Below are 18702 nucleotides of genomic sequence, written 5' to 3' on the forward strand. Positions count from 1 at the left end.
CCCGCTCAGCCGACGGGTTGAGGTGACCGGGCTCCGTGCGGGCTGTCGCCGGGTTTCGCCCGCACCAACTGGTGCGCGCGGCCGTGCCAGGACGGCGTGCCGAGCCGCTGGAAGATCCGCGCCGCTTGATGCAGGTGGAACTGGGCCGTCCCGGCGTCCCGGTGGATGCGCAAGTGCTCGCCGTACGCGAGATGCATCCGAGCCAGATCGAACGGCCACCGCTGAGCGGCCGGGGTGCCGACCACGGCCGCGAACAGTGGCCCGGCCTCCGGCCCGCCGACGACGGCCCGGCCGGCCCGGACGAGCCAGGCCAGCCGCTCCGACACCCGCGTAGCGGGCAGCCCGCTCAGCGCGTCGACTGCGGCCCGAGCCGCGTCGTGGTGTCCGCTGTGCCAGGCCGCCTCGACCACGTCGAGGGTGGCCCACGACCGGTGCGATGCCGAGGCCCCGGTGGTCAGGTGGGCCAGGTGGTGGTACGCGACCTCGAAGCGGCCGTCGCCGAGGGCCAGCAGCCCGGACACGTGATGAGCGAGCAGCGGGCCGATGCCGGCCCGCCGCCGCGCCGGTCCGGTCAGGTCGGCTGCGACCGCCCGGACCTGCGCACGGTCGCCCCGGGCGGCCGCCAGCAGGCCACGGGCCAGGTGCGGCAGGGGAGAGAGCAGGTCGACGGCACCGTGCTGGGCCGCGAGCCGGTCGTAGTCGGACGTCAGCTCGTCGATCTCGGACCATCGGCCGGTCGGCCAGTCGGCGAGGCACCAGCTCGCGATGACCGGAAGCGCGGATGCGGCGGCCAGTCCGGATCCGGCGCCCACGAGGCGCCGCAGCACGTCGTGGCTCTCGCTGAGCCGGTCGAGGTAGGCCAGGCCGAGCGATGCCTGCGCGGCCACCACGGGATCGTGGGTCCGGTACATCTGCCGCAGGGCCCGATCGACGTCCTCGGAGCTAAAGGGGTCGCACTCCCCGAACTGCGGGAAGGCGCCCGACAGCAGATCCACCGGGCCGGAACGGTCGGCCGGCGCACGTTCGCCACAGCCGAGATACCAGGCCGCCAGCGTTTCCGTCGCGGCTGCTCCGGCCAGTAGGTGATCAGCGACGACCGAGTGGTGGGCCGTCAGCGCGGACCGGAGTTGCTCGTGGGCGTCGGCCAGGCCGGAGTCGTCCCGCCGGGCCGTCCGGACGTCGATGATCGCCTGGACCAGTGCCGCGGGGCTGTGGCCCGAGTCCGTCCGGATCAGCTCCCGGGCGCCGTCCGGATCGGCCAGCGCGGTGACCCGGACCGCCGCCGCGGCGTGCCGGCGCGCCTGCCGGGTCTCCGGCGCGGGGGTGAGCTCGGCCGCCCGCATCCACAGGTCCACCGCCAGGTCCAGGTTCCCGCCGTTCAGGCTGTGACCGGCCGCCTCGGCCAGCCGGCGGGCCAGGGTCTCGTCCGGGTGCAGCGCGGTCTGGGCCAGGTGCCGGACGGCGCGAGCGGGGTCGAGCTCGGCCAGCGCCTCGGCCACGGCGTGATGGGCCCGGCGCAGTTCGACGGCGCCGGCGAGGGCCACGACCGTCAGAGCCACCAACGGGCTGCTGAACCTGAGCCGGCCCGCCCCCTCGATGCGGATCAGGCCCGCCCCCTCGACGGCCGCCAGCTCGGCCAGGATGTCCGTTCCTCCGGCCGCCCGGCCGAGGGGCCGCAGGTCACCGGTGCCCTCGAGGGCGGCCAGGAGCAGCAGGTTGCGGGGTCCGGGGGACAGACGACCGATCATCGGGGCGTAGCCGGCGGTCAGGCGGGTGGTGACCGGCAGGACCGGCGGCAACGACTCACGCCCGGCCCGCTGTTCCGCCGACAGCGCCCAGGGCAGTTCGGCCAGGCCCAGCGGGCAACCCGCGGCGTCGGCCAGCACCCGCCGGTGGACCCCGTCGGCGAGACCTCCGGCCGTCGACCGCAGCATGGCCTCGGACGCGTCGGCACTCAGCGGATCCAGCTGGTGGGCCGGGAGCGCGGCCAGCCCGGAGTCGAGCCGGTGGGTCGTGGGCAGCGCGACCAACAGGCCCACCCGGCTGTGGTCGAGCCGCCGACCGGCGAAATCGAGGAGGGCGCGGCTGGCCTGATCCCAGAGCTGGACGTCGTCCACGACGATCAGCAACGGCCGGGACCGGGCGGCGTGCCGCAGCAACATGGTGAGCGCGGTGCCGACACTCAGTTCGCTGGGTGCCGGCCCCACCGCGAGCCCGACCGCGATCGACAGCGACTCACGCAGGTGGCTCGGCAGTTCCGGCAGATGCTCGTACAGCGGCGCGATCAGGCGGTCGAGGTCGGCGTAGTCGCTGGGCACGGTCCCGGGCACACCGGCGCCGCGCAGGACCCACGCGCCGTCGGCCGTCCGGGTGCGGGCCAGGTCGTCGAGCAAGCTCGTCCGTCCGGACCCGGGTTCACCGGTGAGCACCAGGGCGCCGCCGTCGTGGCCGGCCCGCTCCGCGAACAGCCTCAATGCTCGCTGGTCGGCGTTCCGGCCGAACAGGGCCATGTTCCCACCTCACTCCCTGTGCGCTGTCAGGGAGGATGTTTCCGTGGAGGACCGGGCCCGGCATCGGTAATATTCCGCAAACCTCGGGCGGTGCCGCCCGACCCGGTCACCTCGTCGTGAGCATGAGCTTGGCCAGTTCGGCCCGTGAGGACACCCCGGCCTTGCGATAGACGCGGTAGAGGTGGCTGTCGACCGAACGGGGCGTGAGGACCAGCCGCGCCGCGATCTGACGGCTGCTCAGTCCGTCGGCCACCAGCAGGGCGATCTGCAGTTCCTGGGGGGTGAGCAGCTGCCGGGGATCCCCGTCGACGCCGGCCCGCTCGCCGGCGGCCCGCAGGCCGGCCTCGGCCCGCGCGGCCCAGGGGTGGGCGCCCAGCACGGTGAAGGTGTGGGCCGCGGCCCGCAGGAGCGGCCGGGCGTCCGCGGTCCGGCGCTGCCGGCGCAGCCGGCTGCCGTGGGCCAGTTGCAGCCGGGCCAACTCGAACGGCCATTCCGGCAGGACGGCGTGGGTCAGCGCGGCCGCATAGGCCTCGTCGGTGTCGGCCAGCACCGCATCCGCGTGGACCAGGGCGACGTCCAGCACGGGCAGGCCGGCGCGATCCAGCCCGGCCAGCAGATCGCGCAACTGCCGGCTACGCCCGCAGTCCACCGCCGCCTCGGCGAAGGTCGACAGCGCCCAGAAGCGGAGAGTCCGGTGGAAGGTGGACGCGGCCGGGTCGAACAGCGATGCCAGCTCGTCAAAGGCCACATCGGGCCGCCCACCGGCCGCGGCGACCTCCCCGCGGACCAGACGCGCCGCCGCAGGCCAGCGCGGCACGGCGGCCACCAGCCCCAGCGCCTCGTCCGCGTCCCCTCGCAACGCCGCCGCGCGGGCCCGGGCCAGGTCGGCGATGCGCCGCCAACGGGGCTGCCCGGTCTCGGTCCCGACCCGGCCCGCTTCGGCAGCGCATTCCCCGGCCAGCAGGGCGTTGCCCAGTTGGGTGGCCGCGAGCGCCTGGACGGTGAGGGCCCGGGCGAGCAGGCCGTCGGCGTCCTGTCCACGCAGCCGGGCGGTCGCCGCCGCGGCCAGGCGGAAGCTCTCGGGCATCGAGCCGGCGCCGAGGCCGGCCAGAGCCACGAGGACGAGGTCCCCGGGCGGGCCGGTGAGTTCGCGGGCGTGCCGGCGGATCGGCGGCAGGACCTCCGCGCCGCGGCCCACGGGGTCGGCCAGGGCCAGCACACACAACGCGGCCGGCTCGGCGACACCCGGCGATCCGTCGCAGCCGACCGGCGCCACCTGACCGGGACCGGCCAGGAAGAACTCGATCGCGTGCAGGCCCAGGCCAGGCGAAACCGGTGCGGTGGCGTCGAGGAACCGCTGTGGGTACGCGCCGTCGTCGCGCAGCTGGGCCAGCCGAACCTCTTGCCCGGCAGTGAGGTGGTGATCGGGCAAGGCGTCGAGGAGGTGAGCCGCTGTGTCCGGGTCACCGGCATCCTGAGTGGTGGCGGCCGCCCACAGCAATCGATCCGCCCACTGCCTACTGTCCGGGCTCAACTGCGCCGCTCGTTCGTACAGCCGGGCGGCTGCTGTCATCGCTCCCCGTCCGGCCGCCTCACCGGCCGCCTCGGCCAGCCGGTCGGCCAGCGGACCGTCCGGTCCGGCGGCCGCGCCGGCCTGGTGCCAGAGCCGCCGGTCCGGGTGCGCGGCCAATCCGCCGGCCAGTGCCTGATGCACCTCGCGGCGACGGTCCGGCCCCATGGCGTGACGGATCACCGACCGGGTCAGCGGATGGCGGAAGCGCACCTCGAACGGCTCCACGACGGTGATCAGCCGGGCGGTCTCGGCCGCGGTCAGATCACCCGGGCGGATTCGCGGATCGAGCCGCCGGGCGGCCCCGATCACCTCGTCGGCGCTCGGTCCGTCGGCGAGCGCGGCCACGTGCAGCAGGGTCCGGACCGTGGCCGGCAGAGCTTCGAGGGACGGAGCGAAAGTCAGTTCGAGACGCGGGGTGAGCGGTGGATCGGCGGCGAGCCCGGGCCGGGCCGTCCGGGCCGTCGCGGCCAGTTCGACGAGAGCGAGGGGATTGCCCTCGGCCAGGGACAGCACGCGGGCTGACTGGGCCGGTCGGAGGCCGGCGGCGTGACGGTCGAGCAGGAGCCGGGCTGCGGCCGGGTCCAGGGGTTCGACGGCCAGGGCGGGCAGCCCCGAACTGCGCAGCCGGGCCGTCGTGGCCGTGTTCTCCCGCAGGGCGAGCACCAGGGCGGCGCGGTGGTGGCTCAGCCGGCGGGCGACGAAGGTCAGGGCGGTCCAGCTCGCCGGGTCCAGCCAGTGCGCGTCGTCGACCACCACCACCACGGGTGACCGGTCGACGACCACGTCGAGGGCCGCCAACGCCGCGGACCCGCTCCAGGGCACCTCGGGGAACAGGCGGCGCAGCCCGGCGTACGGCGTTGCGAAGTCGTCCTCGCCCATGGCCGCCGTCAGCACCTGGACGCCGCGGCTCCGTGCCCGGTCGACCAGCCAGGACAGCAGCGCGGACTTGCCGGTGCCGCCCTCGCCGGGCAGCGCGAGCGCCCCTCCAGCGGTCGGCAGCCGCGTGATCAACCCGGACAACTGGGACTGTTCCCGCTCCCGACCGACCAGATCGTCTCCGCCGCTCGCTGCCCCCACCTGCAGAACCTAGCTTGATGGTTGCTCAGGCACCCGTCTCACCCCCGATCGGTGCCCCTTCGTTCCGTGACTCGGATGACCTTTTCCCCGTTTCCGCGTCTGCTGAGCGAACGCAGGTTCACCTGAGCGAAAGGCACGGTAGTGCGAAGAGGATTCTGGTCGGCTGCGATGGTGGCCACGCTGGCCGCGTCGGTGTGGTTCCGTCGGCCGCACCCGCGGGAGCGGCCGAGGAACCCTGGACGGGAACCTGGGCGGCCGCGCCGTGGAGCACCAAGGGCAGGGCAAGTCGTTCGAGAACCAGACGCTGCGCCAGATCGTGCGGACCAGCATCGGTGGGTCGGCGGCGCGGGTCCAGCGGCGGCGGGCAGAGCGCCGTACGCCGGTTCGAGCGCGACGTGCTCGACCAGCCCGGCGTGAAGTGGGCCGTCATCGCCGACACCCCGATCAACGACCCGCTCGGGGACCGCCCGCCGGTGGCCCGGCTGATCGACGCCCTCGCCGGCCAGATCAACGCCGCGCACCTCCCGGGGCGTGCGGGTCATGTGCGCCACCCTGACGCCGTTCTTCGGCCACGAGCGGTGGACCGAGACCGCGGCGAGCGCCCGGGCTGAATACAACGCGTACGTCCGTAGCTCCGGCAGCGGTTGCGACGCCGTGGCCGACTTCGCCACCGCCACCGAGGACCCGGCCGACCGCCGCCGCTTCCTTCCCGCCCTCGACATCGGCGACCACCTGCACCCCGATACCGCCGGTCTGCAGGCCATGGCCGACGTGATCGACCTGACCGTCTTCGGCCCGCCCACCGGTCCGGTCGTCGAGCCCACCCTGGTCGTCGGGCTCAAGTCGCGGCACAACCAGCGGTACGTCTCGGCCGATGGCGGCGGTGACCAGCCGCTGATCGCCAACCGCGAGGCGATCGGGCTGTGGGAGGAGTTCGACCTGATCCCCCAGACCGACGGAACGTATGCACTGCGGGCCCACGCCAACAACGAGTACGTCACCGCCGCGGCGACCCAGCCGCTCATCGCCTCGGCCACCACGGTGCAGATCGCGCCGGTCGGCGCCGGGGCGGACCGTGATCGATCGCTGAGGCGGGCTACCCGATGCCGTTCTTCTCGCACAGCGGCTTGTACTCGCCACCGCACAGCTGTTGCTTAGTGACGAACCCTTCAACCAGGACTTCCCGCATGTTCGTGGCGTCGATCAGCCGGGGCGTCAGCGACAGGAAGGGAACGCGCGCACCCGATTCGGGATCCTTGACAGTGGCCGTCAGGGTCGGGCGGCCACCGTTGAACAGCTCCACGGCCAGGTTCGTGGCGGCCTGCGCCTCGGGGCCGAAGGGTTTGTAGACGGTCATGCATTGGCGTCCGGCCAGAATGTGGTGCAGACCGGTCAGCGTGGCGTCCTGGCCGGTCACCGGGACCCGGCCGCTCCGCCCGGCCTCCTCGAGCACCTTGATGACGGCGTCGGCGATCCCGTCGTTGGCGGCGAGCACGCCACGGATCCGGGGTTGCTGCCGGAGCATCTGCCGGAACAACCGGTCGGCATCCGCCTCCGACCAGCCCGGCACCCACTGTGCAGGACCCTTGGTGGACTGGGCGGCGTCGTACCTGGGCTGCAGCACCTCGTCGTAGCCGCTTTTGAAGAGGGTCGCGTTGAGGTCGGTCGGTGCGCCGTTGAGCTGTGCCACCACGGGATTGCGGGCCTCGGCCCGGCGCAGACAGCCGATGAGGCCCTGGCCCTGCAGCCGGCCGACCTGCCGGCCGTCGAAGCTCACGTAGTAGTCGGCGCCGGCGTTGACCGACAGCCGGTCGTAGTCGATCACCCGGACGTCGCGGGCGTGCGCCTCGTCGACGACGGTCCGGCTGGCTTCGTCCTCCAGATTCGTGATGACGAGGACTTTGGCTCCGGTCTCCAGCATCTCGCGACCGAGGCGCCGGAACTCCGCCGGATCGCCCTCGGCGTTCCGGATCTCGACCGGCACGCCCGCCTCGCCGAAGGCCTTCTCGAAGTTTTTCGGTTCGGTGGTGCTCCAGCGGTCGGAGCTGGTCCGGTCGGGCAGGATGATGCCGACCCGTGGCCGTTGTTCGCGGGGAGTGCGGTCGTCGCCGCCGGCGACTTCCCCGGTGCCGCTGTCGCATCCGGCCGAGGTCAGCAAGCAGGCGGCGATCAGCGCAGCAAGAGGTTTTCGCATGTGAATCGTTTCCCGGTCGAGCGGCAGTGGTCGTGACGGCGAACCTCGGCGCAACGCTCCATCCGGGCTCACATCAGAGCGGACGTGGTCCGCGCCGTAAAGTTCGCCGCCCGTCGATGGTTCGGCCGCCACCCGGGGACCGGACCCCGATGAACTGCGGCGGGGCCGGAACGTCGAAAAGGAGAGAGGAAACTACTGGAGGGCAGAGTCACATGGCGAACACATCGGATACCCGGTCCGGCCGGCACGCGGTGGTCATCGGCGGCAGCGTGGCGGGACTGCTCGCCGCCCGCGCCCTGAGCGCCTCGTTCGAGCGGGTGACGGTGCTCGACCGGGACGAGCTTCCGGCCGGTCCGGCCACCCGGCGCGGCGTTCCGCAGGGCCGGCACGTGCACGGGCTCACCGCCCGTGGGGCCGCCGGTCTGGAGGCGCTGTTCCCCGGCTTCCTCGACGAGCTGACCGCAGCCGGGGCGCCCCGGGCCGACGCGCTCGCCGACTACCACTACTACCTCGACGGCCGGAAGCTGGCCACGGCATCGGCCGGCACCCCGAACTACCTGGCCACGCGCCCGTTGATCGAGAGTCTGATCCGCCGCCGTACGGCCTCGTTGAGCAACGTGGTCATCACCGACTCGACCGAGGTGGCCGGCCTGCTCGCCGTTGACGGCCGGGTGAACGGCGTACGGGTACGGCCCGCGCCGGGGAAGCCGGCCGAGCGGAACGTGGACGCCGACCTGGTCGTGGACGCGGCGGGCCGGGGTTCCCGGGCCGTCACCTGGCTGAGCGAGATGGGCTACCCCGCTCCGGAGGAAACGGTGGTCCGGACGAACGTGGTCTATGTGACCCGCCACTTCAAGCAGGAGCCGGACCAGCCGGGCGGGCGGCAGGCCGTGGTGTCGGGCGCCTACCCGGCCAACCCTCGCAGTGGCGCCGCCGTACGTCAGGAGGACGGTCAGATCGCCGTGTTCCTGGCCGGCATGCTCGGCGACGAGCCACCGACCGACGACGAGGGCATGCTCGCGTTCGCCTCGACCCTGGCCGCCCCCGAGATCGCCGAGCTGCTGCGCACGGCCGTGCCGATCGACGACGCCGCCAAGATGCGGAACCCGGCCAGCTCGCTCAAGCACTTCGAGAAGCTGGACCGCCATCTCGAGGGCTACCTGGTCGTCGGGGATGCCATGGGCAACTTCAACCCACTCTACGGTCAGGGCATCACGGTGGCCGTCCTCGAGGCCGAGCTGCTCGCGTCGTTGCTGCGTACCGGATTCGACCAGCTGGAACGGCGTTACTTCTCCGAGGCGGCCCAGCTGCTGGCCGAACCGTGGGCCCTGGCCACCGGTAGCGACCTGCGTTTCCCGGGCGTCAAGGGTGTGCGGAGCCCCGAGGGCGAGGCCGCCGGCCAGTACCTCGACCTGTTGCGGGTCGCGGCCGCGACCGACCCGGCCGTCGGCGCGGCCTTCCTGCGGGTGGCGAACATGCTGGACCCGATCACCTCGCTGTTCGAGCCGGCCCTGGCGGCCCGGGTGCAGCCGGCCCGCTGAGCTCTGCCTCCGGCCACCCCATCCGGGTCAACCGGATGGGGTCGGTGATGCCGGTGGCCACGATCTCGCTGATCTCGGCCAGCACCCGCTGCTGATCGGGGGTGAGGCGGTCGAAGATCAGGGTCCGGACCCGTTCGATGTGGTGGGGAGCGGCCCGCCGGACCACCGCCATGCCGTCGTCGGTGAGCTCGGCCAGCTGCCCCCGCCCATCCTGGCCGACCGGCACCCGCCGCACCCAGCCCTCGCGCACCAGCCGGTCGACGGCGTGGCTCAGCCGGCTGCGGTCGAACACGCAGGCGGCGGCCAAGGTGGCCATGCGCATCGAGCGTCCGGGCGCCTCCGAGAGCCGGGTGAGGATCTCGTAGTAGGCGAAGGAGAGGTCCGATTCCTCCTTCAGGTCGCGCTCCAGCTGATCGAACAACAGCCGGGTGGCCATCAGGAAGCTGCGCCACGTCCGTTGTTCGTCATCGTTCAGCCAGCGACCGTCCACAATGGCCGTCCTCACAATGGTAGTTGAAACTTCAGCGCCGATGATATCGTCCCCGTATTGCTGAATTTTCAACTACATACCAGGGATGGTCATGGACCGGTTGAAAGAGAAGGTAGCGGTGGTGACCGGCGCGGCCGGCAGCCTCGGTCTCGCGGGGGGTGCGGGCGATGGCCGCGGAGGGCGCTCGGGTGGCGATGATGGATCTGTCACCGGCCGTGACCGACCGGGCGAAGGAACTGGTCGAGGATGGCTTCGAAGTCACGCCGTACGTGGGCGACGTCAGCATCGAGAGCGACATGGCGGCGGTCATCGAGACCGCGGTGGCGACCTACGGCCGGCTCGACGTGTTGTGGACCGACGCCGGCAGCGCATCAACGTCGACGGTGGCGCGACCGGCCACCTGCCGATGCTTGTGGACCGGCGCCGAGCCGCCGCGGTCCGAACGTAGGCCAGAACAACAAACAGCAACGTGGTGAGTGGAATGAACGGGCGGCCGCGCTCGAGGCGCACCGGATGATTCTGCTGCCCCGAAACGACGACTGGGCCTGATCACGGTAACCCATGAATACGGATGGCACGAAGCCATCGTCAACGGTGTCCGGGTGGCCTACCTCGACGAGGGCTCCGGGCCACCCGTCGTCCTGCTGCACGGCTTCCCGGAGAACGCTGGCACCTGGCGCCATCAGATCGAGGCGCTCACCGCCGGTGGGCACCGGGTGATCGCACTCAACCTGCGAGGCTTCGGGAACAGCGAGCACCCTTCGGCGGCCGACGCCTACACCGTCCTGCACGTCGTCGGCGATCTCGTCGCGCTGCTGAACCACCTCGGCACCGGCCCGGTCGCCGTCATCGGTCGCGAATGGGGGGCCCTGACCGCCTGGGGCCCGGCCATGATGCGCCCCGGCCTGGTCCGGGGCGTCGTAGCGATCAGCGCGCCGCCGCAGATCTCCCGGGCGCCGGTCGGCCTGGCCGAGGGCACCCGGAGCATGTTCACCGACGGCCGGCGGTTCTACCTCGACTACCTGCAGGACGTCGGGCCGGCCGACGACGAGTTCGGCCGAGGTCCGCGGGCATCCCTGCGCGGCATCTTCCACATGCTCAGCCACGAGTACGAGGCCGGCGACGTCGACCGGCGTCTGGTGCTCGAACCGGGACAGGTAATGCTCGACATCTGGCCCGATCCCGGGCAGCGGCCGGCCTGGATGCCTGAGGACTACTTCGAGACGCTGGTGGATTCGTACGAGAAACACGGCTTCACCGGCTCCCTCGCGTTCTATCGCAACACGGACCGCTCGTGGTGGTCGGCCCGTCGCGCGACTGCTGACCGGAAACGGTTTGGCGCCGGCAGTTCCACGCTGCCGGCGCCGGACCATTTCCGCGCGATCAGACCGTGTGGACAGTGCCGCCGTCGATGATGTATTCGGCGCCGACGACCGACGAGGCCCGGTCGGACACCAGGAAGCCCACCAGATCGGCCACCTCGACCGGCTGGGCCGGGCGGCCGAGCGGGATCCCGCCGAGCGAGGCGACCAGTTGATCGGCCACCGTGGCCGGGTCGACGCCCTGCTCGGTCGAGCTCTGCTCCAGCCAGGCCTCGAGCGTCGAGGTCAGGGTGATGCCGGGAGAGATGCTGTTGACCCGCACGCCGTGCGGGGCGACCTCGTTGGTGAGGCCCTTGCTGTAGGCGGTGAGGGCCACCTTGGCCGCGGCGTAGGGGAGGCTGAAGTGCATCGGCTTGATGCGCTGGATGGATGAGACGTGGACCACGACGCCCGATCCCTTCCCGACCATCCCCGGCAGGAGGCGCTGGTCCAGGCGGACCGCGCTGAGGAGGTTGAGGTTGAGGTCGTTCAGCCAGTCCTGCTCGGTCGGCACGCCGAAACCGCCCGCCGGGGAAAACGTGCCCCCGGCGACGTGCACCAGGATGTCGACACCGCCGGCGTCGATCAGCCGCCGGGCAACCAGATCGGTGCCGGCGGCGGTGGCGAAGTCGGCGGCGATGAACCGGTCGTCGTCCTCGTGGTCCGGCTGGTTGCGAGCGGTGACCCACACGTCGGCGCCCATCTCGCGCAGCCGGGCGGTGACCGCCTGGCCGATGCCCTTCGACCCGCCGGTGACCAGAGCAATGCGGCCGTGGAGCGAATCGCGGGCGGGCAGTGTCGTCGGCATGATTCTCCTTTGCTAGCGACGTGACGGCCGACGTCGGCGAGCTGTGCGGGGAATGACTTCGCGGCGACTGCGGGCCGACTGACCGGGATCCGTCGGACGGCATAACCGTCTGCTTAGGACAGTTGCTGTCCCCGAGTCAAGGGCAAGGGCGGCGGGGATGCAAGGTGCCGGTCATCACCCGATCGGCGTCCGGCGTGAATGAACTTCTCGAGCTTTTGCGCCTTGAGAGAGATGTGTGCGTGACGCCACCTTGAGCAGGTGATTCGCATGCAATATATTGCACATCACCGGAGGGAAGCAGGGCGAGAACGAAGGGGGAGACGCATGTCCGTCATACCGTTCCAAGTGGCGCTGTGGATCGAGTTGCTCGCCGCTGGGCTCGGTGGCCTGCAGGGCGCCCTGTTCGCGGCCGGGGAGAAGCACCGGCGCATCGACCTGCTCGGGGTCATCGTCATCGGGCTCGCCGTCTCGCTCGGCGGCAGCCTGCTGCGCGACGTCGTGCTCAACCAGCCGCCCGTCGTGATCTGGAAGAACTGGTACCTGGTGGTGGCCGGCGGCGCGGCCGTGCTCGGCATGGTGCTGCAGCCGTTGCTCGCGCGGGTCCACTGGCTGATCACGGTGCTGGACGCGGTGGTGATGGGACTGTTCGGGGCGATCGCCGCCTCGAAGGCGCTGTCGCTCGGCGTCGGCGCGGCCGGGGCGCTGGTCGTCGGCGTCATCGGGGCGATCGGCGGCGGCATGCTGCGCGACCTCATCCTGAGCCGGCCGATCTCGTTCCTGCGGGTCGGCACGCTGTACGCCGTGGCCGCCGGGGCCGGGGTGGCCACCCTCATCGTGTTGGTCGCCCTGGGCACACCGATCGTGATGGCCGGCCTCGCCGGCCTCGTCGTCACCACGGTCGTCCGGCTGGGCGCGGTGCGGTTCGGCTGGACCTTCCCCGAGCAACGGGCCCTCACGCCCCGGCGGGCCAAGGGCGCCGAGGCCGCCTGAGCCGGGTTCAACTTCCGCTCCACATCCAGGTAACTCGGTTCGGCCACGATGAAGGTGATCGGCCGGTGAAGGCGCGGAAAGTCGTGCCCCGGCCGATTGTCTGTGTCGGGCATCCCGTACGCAGGAAAGGAGCGACGAATGCGACTCGACCGAAGCGCCCGGCGGGCGCCTGCGATCCTGCTGACCGCGATGATGCTCGGCGCCGGCGTGGCCGCCTGCGGCTCCGACGGGGCCGGGGGCGCGCTGGACGATTTCCTCGACGCCTGGCACGACCGCAAGCTGTCCGAGGTGGACTTCGTCGACAGCGCCGGGAAGCCGATCGAGGCTGCCGCCGTGGAGGCCGAGCTGACCGAGTTGGCCGGCGGCATGCCGCTCGAGACTCTGCGGATGACCCGGGCCGGCGACATCCGCGAGACCGGTGACGACGCGGTTGGCGCCGTCAAGGTCGGCTGGACCCTGGCCGCCGCGGGTCCCTGGTCGTACGAGAGCGCGGTCCGGCTGACCGCCCGCGGTGAGGGCGGCTGGAAGGTGATCTGGGAACCCGCCATCGTGCAGAAAGAACTCGTCGCCGGGGACAAGCTCACGCTGCGCCGGGTCCAGGCCGACCGGGCCGCGATCCTGGGCGCCGGCGGCCGGCCGATCGTCGAGGCCCGGCCGGTCGTTGTCGTGACGGTGGACCCGGCCCGATTCACCGCCACCGAGGAGCTGGCTGCGGCGCTGAAGACGATCGGCGTGCAGATCGACCCCGGGGACGTGGCCACCGCCGCCGGCCCGGTCGAGGTCGTCACCCTGCGGCGGGCCGACTTCTCTAAGGTGGAAAAGGCGCTGCGGAGGCTGCGCGGGGTCACGCTGACCGAGCAGAAGCGGGAGCTGGCGCCGAGCCGGATGTTCGCCCGCGCCCTGCTCGGCACCGTCGACCCGGTCACGGCCGACGACCTCACAGCCAACCCGGGCACCCTGGCCGCCGGTGACGACGCCGGGCACGGCGGTCTGCAACAGCGCTACGACAGCAGGCTACGCGGAGCGCCGGCGCTCGCCGTGGTGATCGAACGTGACGGCCGGGACGAGCCGGCCGAGCTGCATCACACCGAGCCGGTCGGCGGCCGGCCGGTCCGGACCACGATCGACCTGCCGACGCAGCAGGCGGCCGATCGCGCGACCGCCGCCGAGCCCCGGCCGAGCTCGCTGGTCGCCGTGCGGATCAGCGATTCCGCGGTGCTGGCGGTCAGTAACGGACCCGACGGCGGCGGGGACAACGTGGCGCTGACCGGCCAGGTCCCGCCCGGGTCCACGTTCAAAATGGTCTCGGCCCTGGGCTTGCTGCAGAAGCGGGCGGTGAACCCGAACACGCCCGTCGACTGCCCGAAGACCAAGGAGGCGGGCGGGCAGGTCTTCAAGAACGCACACGACATGGCCCTGGGCGAGGTGCCCTTCCACGTCGACTTCGCCCAGTCCTGCAACACCGCGTTCGTGGGTCTGGCCCCCAAGCTGGGCGCAGCCGGCCTGCAGTCCGCGGCCACAGCGGTCGGGCTCGGCGGTCAGTGGGATCTGGGCGTCAAGGCGTTCAGCGGCAAGGTGTCCGCGGCCGGCGACCCGGCCGAACTGGCCCAGGCCGCCTTCGGGCAGGGGCAGACCGCGGTCAGCCCGATCGCCATGGCCGGCGCGACGGCGGCGGTCGCCCGGGGCCGATTCGTCCAGCCTAGGCTGGTGCTCGACCCGGCCCCGGCTCAGCCCGCCGCCGACGGCGCCACCCTCGACAAGGACGCCGCCGCCGGTCTGAAACGGCTGATGCGTGAGGTGGTCACCTCGGGCACGGGCCGTGCGCTAAACAACGTCAAGGGCGGTCCGGTGTTCGGCAAGACCGGCAGCGCCGAGTTCGACGACGCCTCGACCGAGACCCACGCCTGGTTCGTCGGCTGGCAGGGCGACGTCGCCTTCGCTGTCCTGGTGCAGAAGGGCGGTGCCGGCGCTGAGACCGCCGTGCCGGTCGTTCGCCGCTTCCTGACCGGACTGAACGGCTGACATGACCAGGCGACCCCGCCTTCCCTCGCTCGGCGAGCGGCGAAATCTGGACGCCGTCGTGGTGCGCACGGACCTTTCCGAGGATGCCGCGTGGCGCTCCCTGTGCGACGCCGTGACCCTCGGCGGCGGCGAATGGCCGGTGCTCTTCGTCGATGACGCGCACTGGATGGGCGCGACGGCCGAGGAGGTCCGAGCCGCCGCCGCGACCGAGGGCCATCTGGATGTGGTGTTCCTCGCGGACAGCGAAGCCCTGACCGATCCCGAGCACAAGCTGCTGGCCGTGGCCGGCCCGTCGGAGCCGGAACTTCGCGTCGTGCCGGGCTGGGTCATGCTCCTGCACGGCACGGTGGCTGTCACCGGTATGAGCTTCGGCGAATTCGCTGCCGTCGCCGATCCCGCGGGGGTGTTCCGCGGTTTTCCCGACTGACCCCACTGGTCGGCCTTGACCGCGGCGGCCGGGGGCCCTGTCCCGGCGGCGGTCTCAGTTCCATTTCTGGTTGTCGGTGCCGGCGCACGTCCAGATCTGTGCCGGAACGCCGTTCGCGCTGCTCCAGTCGGGCACGTCCACGCACTTGTCGGCGGGAAGGAGGATCAGGTCCTGGGCCGCGTTGAGGACGAACCGCTGCTGGGCCGAGCCGGTGCACCGGGCGCCCCGCAAACGGGCGCCGGTCCCGGTCGACGTGGCCTGCACGCATTGACCGAGCACCCGGAGCGTGCCGTCGCCCGGGAAGTCGAACTTCTGGTTGTCCGAGCCGTCGCACGCCCACAGCTGCACCTCGCGGCCGCGGCCCGGCAGGTGGAGGCACGTACTGGTGCCGTGGTTCCAGATCGGACTGCCGACCGCGGCGGTCTTGGTGGCCGGGGCGGCCACCGGTGGGGTGGGGGTGGTGGTCCTGGGCGCGGCCGGGGGGCGGCTCGAGGCCGGCGGAGCGACGGCGGCCGGGGCCTGAGCCGGAGCCGGAGCGGACGGGGAGCGGCCCGGGACCGAAGGGGCCGTACCAGCCGGGCCGCCGGCTGTCACGCCCGGGACCGGACGGCTGGGCGTTGCCGGTCCCGCCGACCCGGCCGATCCCATCGGGACGGACGAGGCGGACGCCGTCGGCGCTCCGGCCGAGGCGACCGGCGTGAACGGCCGGGCCACGGCCACCCCGCCCGCCAGCACCAGCGCGACCACGGCCGGGATCAACCAGCGCGGCCGGCGCTTCGAGGGGCTGGAAACGGGCGGCTCCGCTGTGAGTGGCTCCACCGTGGCTGGCTTTTCCACGGGCGGCGCCAGCGGTGTCGGCAGCGTCGGTGAGCCACCCGCGAGGGCCTCGCGGAGCAGACGTTCCGTCTCGTCGACGTCGGCGCGTTCCTGCGGGTCCTTCACCAGCAGGGCGGCCAGCACCGGTCCGAGAACACCGGCCCGTTCCGACACCGGCGGGGGCTCCGTCAGCAGGGCGGTCAGGGTCGCCATCGGGTGCGATTTCTGGTACGGCGGCCGGCCTTCGATGGCGGCGTACAGGGTGGCGCCGAGCGACCAAAGATCGGCCTGGGCGCCGTCCGGTTCGTCGAGACCCCGTTCGGGCGCGAGGTACGACGGCGACCCGAGCACGACGCCGGTCCGGGTCATGGACGAGTCGCCGGCCAGGACAGCCAGGCCGAAGTCGGTCAGCACCACCCGGCCGTCCTCGGTCAGCAGCACGTTGGCCGGCTTGACGTCGCGGTGCAGGATGCCCACCCGGTGCGCCGCGCGCAGGCCGGCCAGCACCGCCAGCCCGATCCGGGCCGCCTCGGGCGGGGTCAGGGGGCCGTCATGCTCGAGGACCGCCTGCAGGGACTGCGACCAGATGAGCTCCATGACGATCCACGGCGTCCCACCGTCGGTGACCACGTCGAAGATGCGCACCACCGACGGGTGGCTGATCTGAGCGATCGCCCGGGCCTCGCGGATGGTCCGTTCGTGCAGGTCGCCCAACTCGGTGCGGGTCAGCCCCTCGGGCGTGATCTCCTTGACGGCGACGTCACGGCCGAGCAGTTCGTCGTGGGCGTGCCAGACCCGGCCCATCCCGCCTTCGCCGATGGTGCTGACCAGGCGATAGCGGTCGGCCACGAGGTTGTGCGGTGGACGGGACATCGCGGCAAGCTATCCCCGACGCCCCTGGTCGAATGCCTACTGGTCATACGTCCGAAGCGGCTGTTTTCGCAGGCCACGCTGTTTTGGATGTGTGTTCACGAGGAGCCGCCGGATTCTTCTCACATTCGCGGTGAACGCCATGGCGCTGAGCGCGTCTTCGCAAGGGGCAGGCCCGTCAGCACGAGAACGGAGGTACCGAGGTGTCCGAGACCGATCCGTTGTCCGCGGCGCTCACCACCCATGGTGGAAGGTGCGGGATCACCGGGGGATTCACCGCGGGCGACGGGCCCTGGGCCGTGCGCTTCCGCGGCGGGAAACGGCTGCCGGTGATCGTCCGTGGCCCGGGCTGGCTCATCGCCGACGGTGCGGCCCCGGAGCGCCTGGAGGCCGAGGGGCTGACCCTGCCCAGCGGGCGGGTGCCTTTCGTGCTGGCCAGCGACCCGGCGGTCGAGCCCCGCTGCGCCGATCGGCTCCTGGGCGACCGGCCCGGTCTGCTCGTCCCCCTCGGGGGCGAGCAGGTGGTCGGCCTGATCCGGCAGCCCGGAAACGGCCCCGACGAACGGATTCTCGACGCGCTTCCGTCGGTGGTCCGGGTCCGTGATGCCCCGGCCGTCCGCCATCCGCTCGACCGGATCGTCCACGAGCTGTCCCGGCGCGGCCCCGGCTTCGCGCACGTCACCGAGCAGTACGCGCAGGTCCTCATGGTCGACGTCCTGCGATCCGTGCTGGGTTCGCCGGGCCTGGCCGATGCCGGCTGGCTCCGCCTCTACGCGGACGCGGAGTTGCGGCCCGCCCTGATCCTGATCCACGACCGGCCGGCCCATCCCTGGCGGCTCGCCGACCTGGCCCGGTCGGTGTCCATGTCGCGGAGCAAGTTCATCCGACGGTTCCAATCGCTGTCCGGGGAGCCGCCACTGGCGTACCTGCACCAGTGGCGGATGCGGCTGGCCCGGACCGCCCTGCGCGACACCGACGCCCCGATCGCCGCGGTGGCGGTCGAGACGGGCTTCAGTTCGCCGAGTTCCTTCAGCCACGCGTTCACCCGGTTCACCGGCCTGTCCCCGAGCCGCTACCGCGCGTCGCACCGGTGAGCACTGTGGAACGCCGACTCAAGAAAGGGGGACGATCGAGCATTCCCCTGCGTTTCCCCAATGCAAAAGATGGGAGCCGCACCTGGCAGAACTCAGGAAGGAAATCCCATGCCCAATGACCGGCTCATCGCCATCATCGAAGACTTCGAGAAGACCCTCCTCGAACTTGTTCAGCGTCACCGGATCACCCACGAGGAATACCGCAAGGCCACCGAGGTCGTTCTGGCCAGCGTCCAGGCCGGTGAGGGTTCGATTCTGTTCGACGTCTTCCTCGAGGCCGAGACGCTCGACGTCGAGAGCGCCCACCGCAAGGGCAGCCCGCTCGGTCTGCTGGGCCCCTTCTATCTGCCGGGCGCACCGCGCCTCGAGCCGCCGAACATGATGCCGCGGCGGCCGGACGAGAAGGGTGACACCCTGATCTTCCGCGGCGCCGTGCGGTCGACCACTGGCGAGGCGTTGCCGTTCGCCGAGTTCGACATGTGGCAGGCCGACGCCGACGGCAACTACTCCGGGATCATGCCGGGCATCCCGGCGTGGAACCTACGGGGCCGCTTCGGCACCGCGGTCGACGGCACCTTCGAGGTGACGACCATTCAGCCGGCGCCCTACCCGGTTCCGGGGGACGGCCCCATCGGCGGCGTGTTGCGTGAGCTGGGACGGCATCTCTACCGGCCGGCTCATCTCCACCTCCAGGTGACGGCCCCGGACCACGAGGTGCTGACCACTCAGCTCTACTTCGCGGACGGGGACTACCTCGCCACGGACGCCGCCAACGCGGTGCGCGACGGGCTCATCGCACCGGTCGAGCTCGACGGGGACGTACGGATCGCGACCTACGACTTCGTGCTCGAGCCGCACACCGCTCGCTAGCACCGCCGGCTCCGGGTCGGTTGTGGGACAGCCGACCTGAACCAGCGCCGTCCCGGCTC

At 72.0% G+C, this 18702-nt stretch carries 16 protein-coding genes; 10 read left to right on the top strand and 6 right to left on the bottom strand.

Annotated features, from left to right (window positions below; all coding sequences use genetic code 11):
• Positions 1-5 precede the first annotated feature (5 nt).
• Together M1L60_RS33470 and M1L60_RS48025 are read right to left on the bottom strand one after the other, a co-directional pair.
• A complete protein-coding gene (locus M1L60_RS33470; protein ID WP_253241569.1) occupies positions 6-2510 on the bottom strand; it encodes an AAA family ATPase in 2505 nt (834 codons plus the stop codon).
• A 106-nt stretch (positions 2511-2616) separates the two neighbouring features.
• Positions 2617-5160, bottom strand: coding sequence for a LuxR C-terminal-related transcriptional regulator (locus tag M1L60_RS48025; protein WP_253241570.1), 2544 nt, complete (start codon positions 5158-5160; stop codon positions 2617-2619).
• Positions 5161-5492: 332 nt separating this feature from the next.
• Here M1L60_RS48025 and M1L60_RS33480 point away from each other — a divergent pair, with 332 nt between their 5' ends.
• Both M1L60_RS33480 and M1L60_RS33485 read left to right on the top strand, forming a co-directional pair.
• A complete protein-coding gene (locus M1L60_RS33480) occupies positions 5493-5771 on the top strand; it encodes an SGNH/GDSL hydrolase family protein (protein ID WP_253241571.1) in 279 nt (92 codons plus the stop codon).
• On the top strand, positions 5701-6318 hold the full coding sequence (locus M1L60_RS33485; protein WP_253241572.1) for a hypothetical protein: 618 nt from the start codon (positions 5701-5703) through the stop codon (positions 6316-6318). Before M1L60_RS33480 ends, M1L60_RS33485 begins: the two co-directional genes overlap by 71 nt.
• Here the strand turns inward: M1L60_RS33485 and M1L60_RS33490 are convergent.
• Positions 6257-7354, bottom strand: coding sequence for a sugar ABC transporter substrate-binding protein (locus tag M1L60_RS33490; RefSeq protein ID WP_253241573.1), 1098 nt, complete (start codon positions 7352-7354; stop codon positions 6257-6259). The two genes, M1L60_RS33485 and M1L60_RS33490, sit on opposite strands and share 62 nt — an antisense overlap.
• Before the next feature lie 212 nt (positions 7355-7566).
• Here M1L60_RS33490 and M1L60_RS33495 point away from each other — a divergent pair, with 212 nt between their 5' ends.
• The gene (locus tag M1L60_RS33495; RefSeq protein ID WP_253241574.1) at positions 7567-8895 is read left to right on the top strand and encodes an FAD-dependent oxidoreductase; all 1329 of its coding nucleotides are present in this window, start codon (positions 7567-7569) and stop codon (positions 8893-8895) included.
• Here the strand turns inward: M1L60_RS33495 and M1L60_RS33500 are convergent.
• Positions 8843-9400 carry a MarR family winged helix-turn-helix transcriptional regulator gene (locus M1L60_RS33500; RefSeq protein ID WP_253241575.1) on the bottom strand — a complete coding sequence of 186 codons (558 nt, stop codon included), beginning with the start codon at positions 9398-9400 and terminating at the stop codon, positions 8843-8845. The two genes, M1L60_RS33495 and M1L60_RS33500, sit on opposite strands and share 53 nt — an antisense overlap.
• A gap of 152 nt (positions 9401-9552) precedes the next feature.
• On the opposite strand from M1L60_RS33500, the gene M1L60_RS33505 reads away from it, so the two are divergent.
• Together M1L60_RS33505 and M1L60_RS33510 are read left to right on the top strand one after the other, a co-directional pair.
• Positions 9553-9861 carry an SDR family oxidoreductase gene (locus tag M1L60_RS33505; RefSeq protein WP_253241576.1) on the top strand — a complete coding sequence of 103 codons (309 nt, stop codon included), beginning with the start codon at positions 9553-9555 and terminating at the stop codon, positions 9859-9861.
• Between the two features lie 126 nt (positions 9862-9987).
• Positions 9988-10800 (top strand): alpha/beta fold hydrolase, encoded by an 813-nt coding sequence (locus tag M1L60_RS33510; RefSeq protein WP_253241577.1) that lies wholly within the window; start codon positions 9988-9990, stop codon positions 10798-10800.
• Here M1L60_RS33510 and M1L60_RS33515 read toward each other — a convergent pair.
• Positions 10769-11554, bottom strand: a complete 786-nt coding sequence (locus M1L60_RS33515; protein WP_253241578.1) for an SDR family oxidoreductase — start codon at positions 11552-11554, stop codon at positions 10769-10771. The genes M1L60_RS33510 and M1L60_RS33515 overlap by 32 nt on opposite strands.
• Positions 11555-11878: 324 nt before the next feature.
• Here M1L60_RS33515 and M1L60_RS33520 point away from each other — a divergent pair, with 324 nt between their 5' ends.
• From M1L60_RS33520 to M1L60_RS33530, 3 genes are all read left to right on the top strand, one after another.
• On the top strand, positions 11879-12544 hold the full coding sequence (locus M1L60_RS33520) for a trimeric intracellular cation channel family protein (RefSeq protein WP_253241579.1): 666 nt from the start codon (positions 11879-11881) through the stop codon (positions 12542-12544).
• Between the two features lie 138 nt (positions 12545-12682).
• Positions 12683-14566 carry a penicillin-binding transpeptidase domain-containing protein gene (locus M1L60_RS33525; RefSeq protein ID WP_253241580.1) on the top strand — a complete coding sequence of 628 codons (1884 nt, stop codon included), beginning with the start codon at positions 12683-12685 and terminating at the stop codon, positions 14564-14566.
• A gap of 58 nt (positions 14567-14624) precedes the next feature.
• Entirely contained in the window at positions 14625-14993 is a 369-nt protein-coding gene (locus M1L60_RS33530) for a DUF6924 domain-containing protein (protein WP_253241581.1), read from the top strand.
• A 54-nt stretch (positions 14994-15047) separates the two neighbouring features.
• Here M1L60_RS33530 and M1L60_RS33535 read toward each other — a convergent pair whose 3' ends face one another.
• The gene (locus M1L60_RS33535) at positions 15048-16682 is read right to left on the bottom strand and encodes a protein kinase domain-containing protein (RefSeq protein WP_253241582.1); all 1635 of its coding nucleotides are present in this window, start codon (positions 16680-16682) and stop codon (positions 15048-15050) included.
• Positions 16683-16882: 200 nt separating this feature from the next.
• Here M1L60_RS33535 and M1L60_RS33540 point away from each other — a divergent pair, with 200 nt between their 5' ends.
• Together M1L60_RS33540 and M1L60_RS33545 are read left to right on the top strand one after the other, a co-directional pair.
• Positions 16883-17773: an AraC family transcriptional regulator gene (locus tag M1L60_RS33540; RefSeq protein ID WP_253241583.1), complete on the top strand. Its 891-nt coding sequence runs from the start codon at positions 16883-16885 to the stop codon at positions 17771-17773.
• 108 nt (positions 17774-17881) lie between these two features.
• Complete coding sequence (locus tag M1L60_RS33545; protein ID WP_253241584.1) at positions 17882-18643, top strand: dioxygenase family protein; 762 nt, start codon at positions 17882-17884, stop codon at positions 18641-18643.
• The last annotated feature ends 59 nt before the right edge of the window (positions 18644-18702 follow it).

The organism is Paractinoplanes aksuensis, assembly GCF_024137025.1.
GTDB classification, from domain to species: domain Bacteria; phylum Actinomycetota; class Actinomycetes; order Mycobacteriales; family Micromonosporaceae; genus Actinoplanes; species Actinoplanes aksuensis.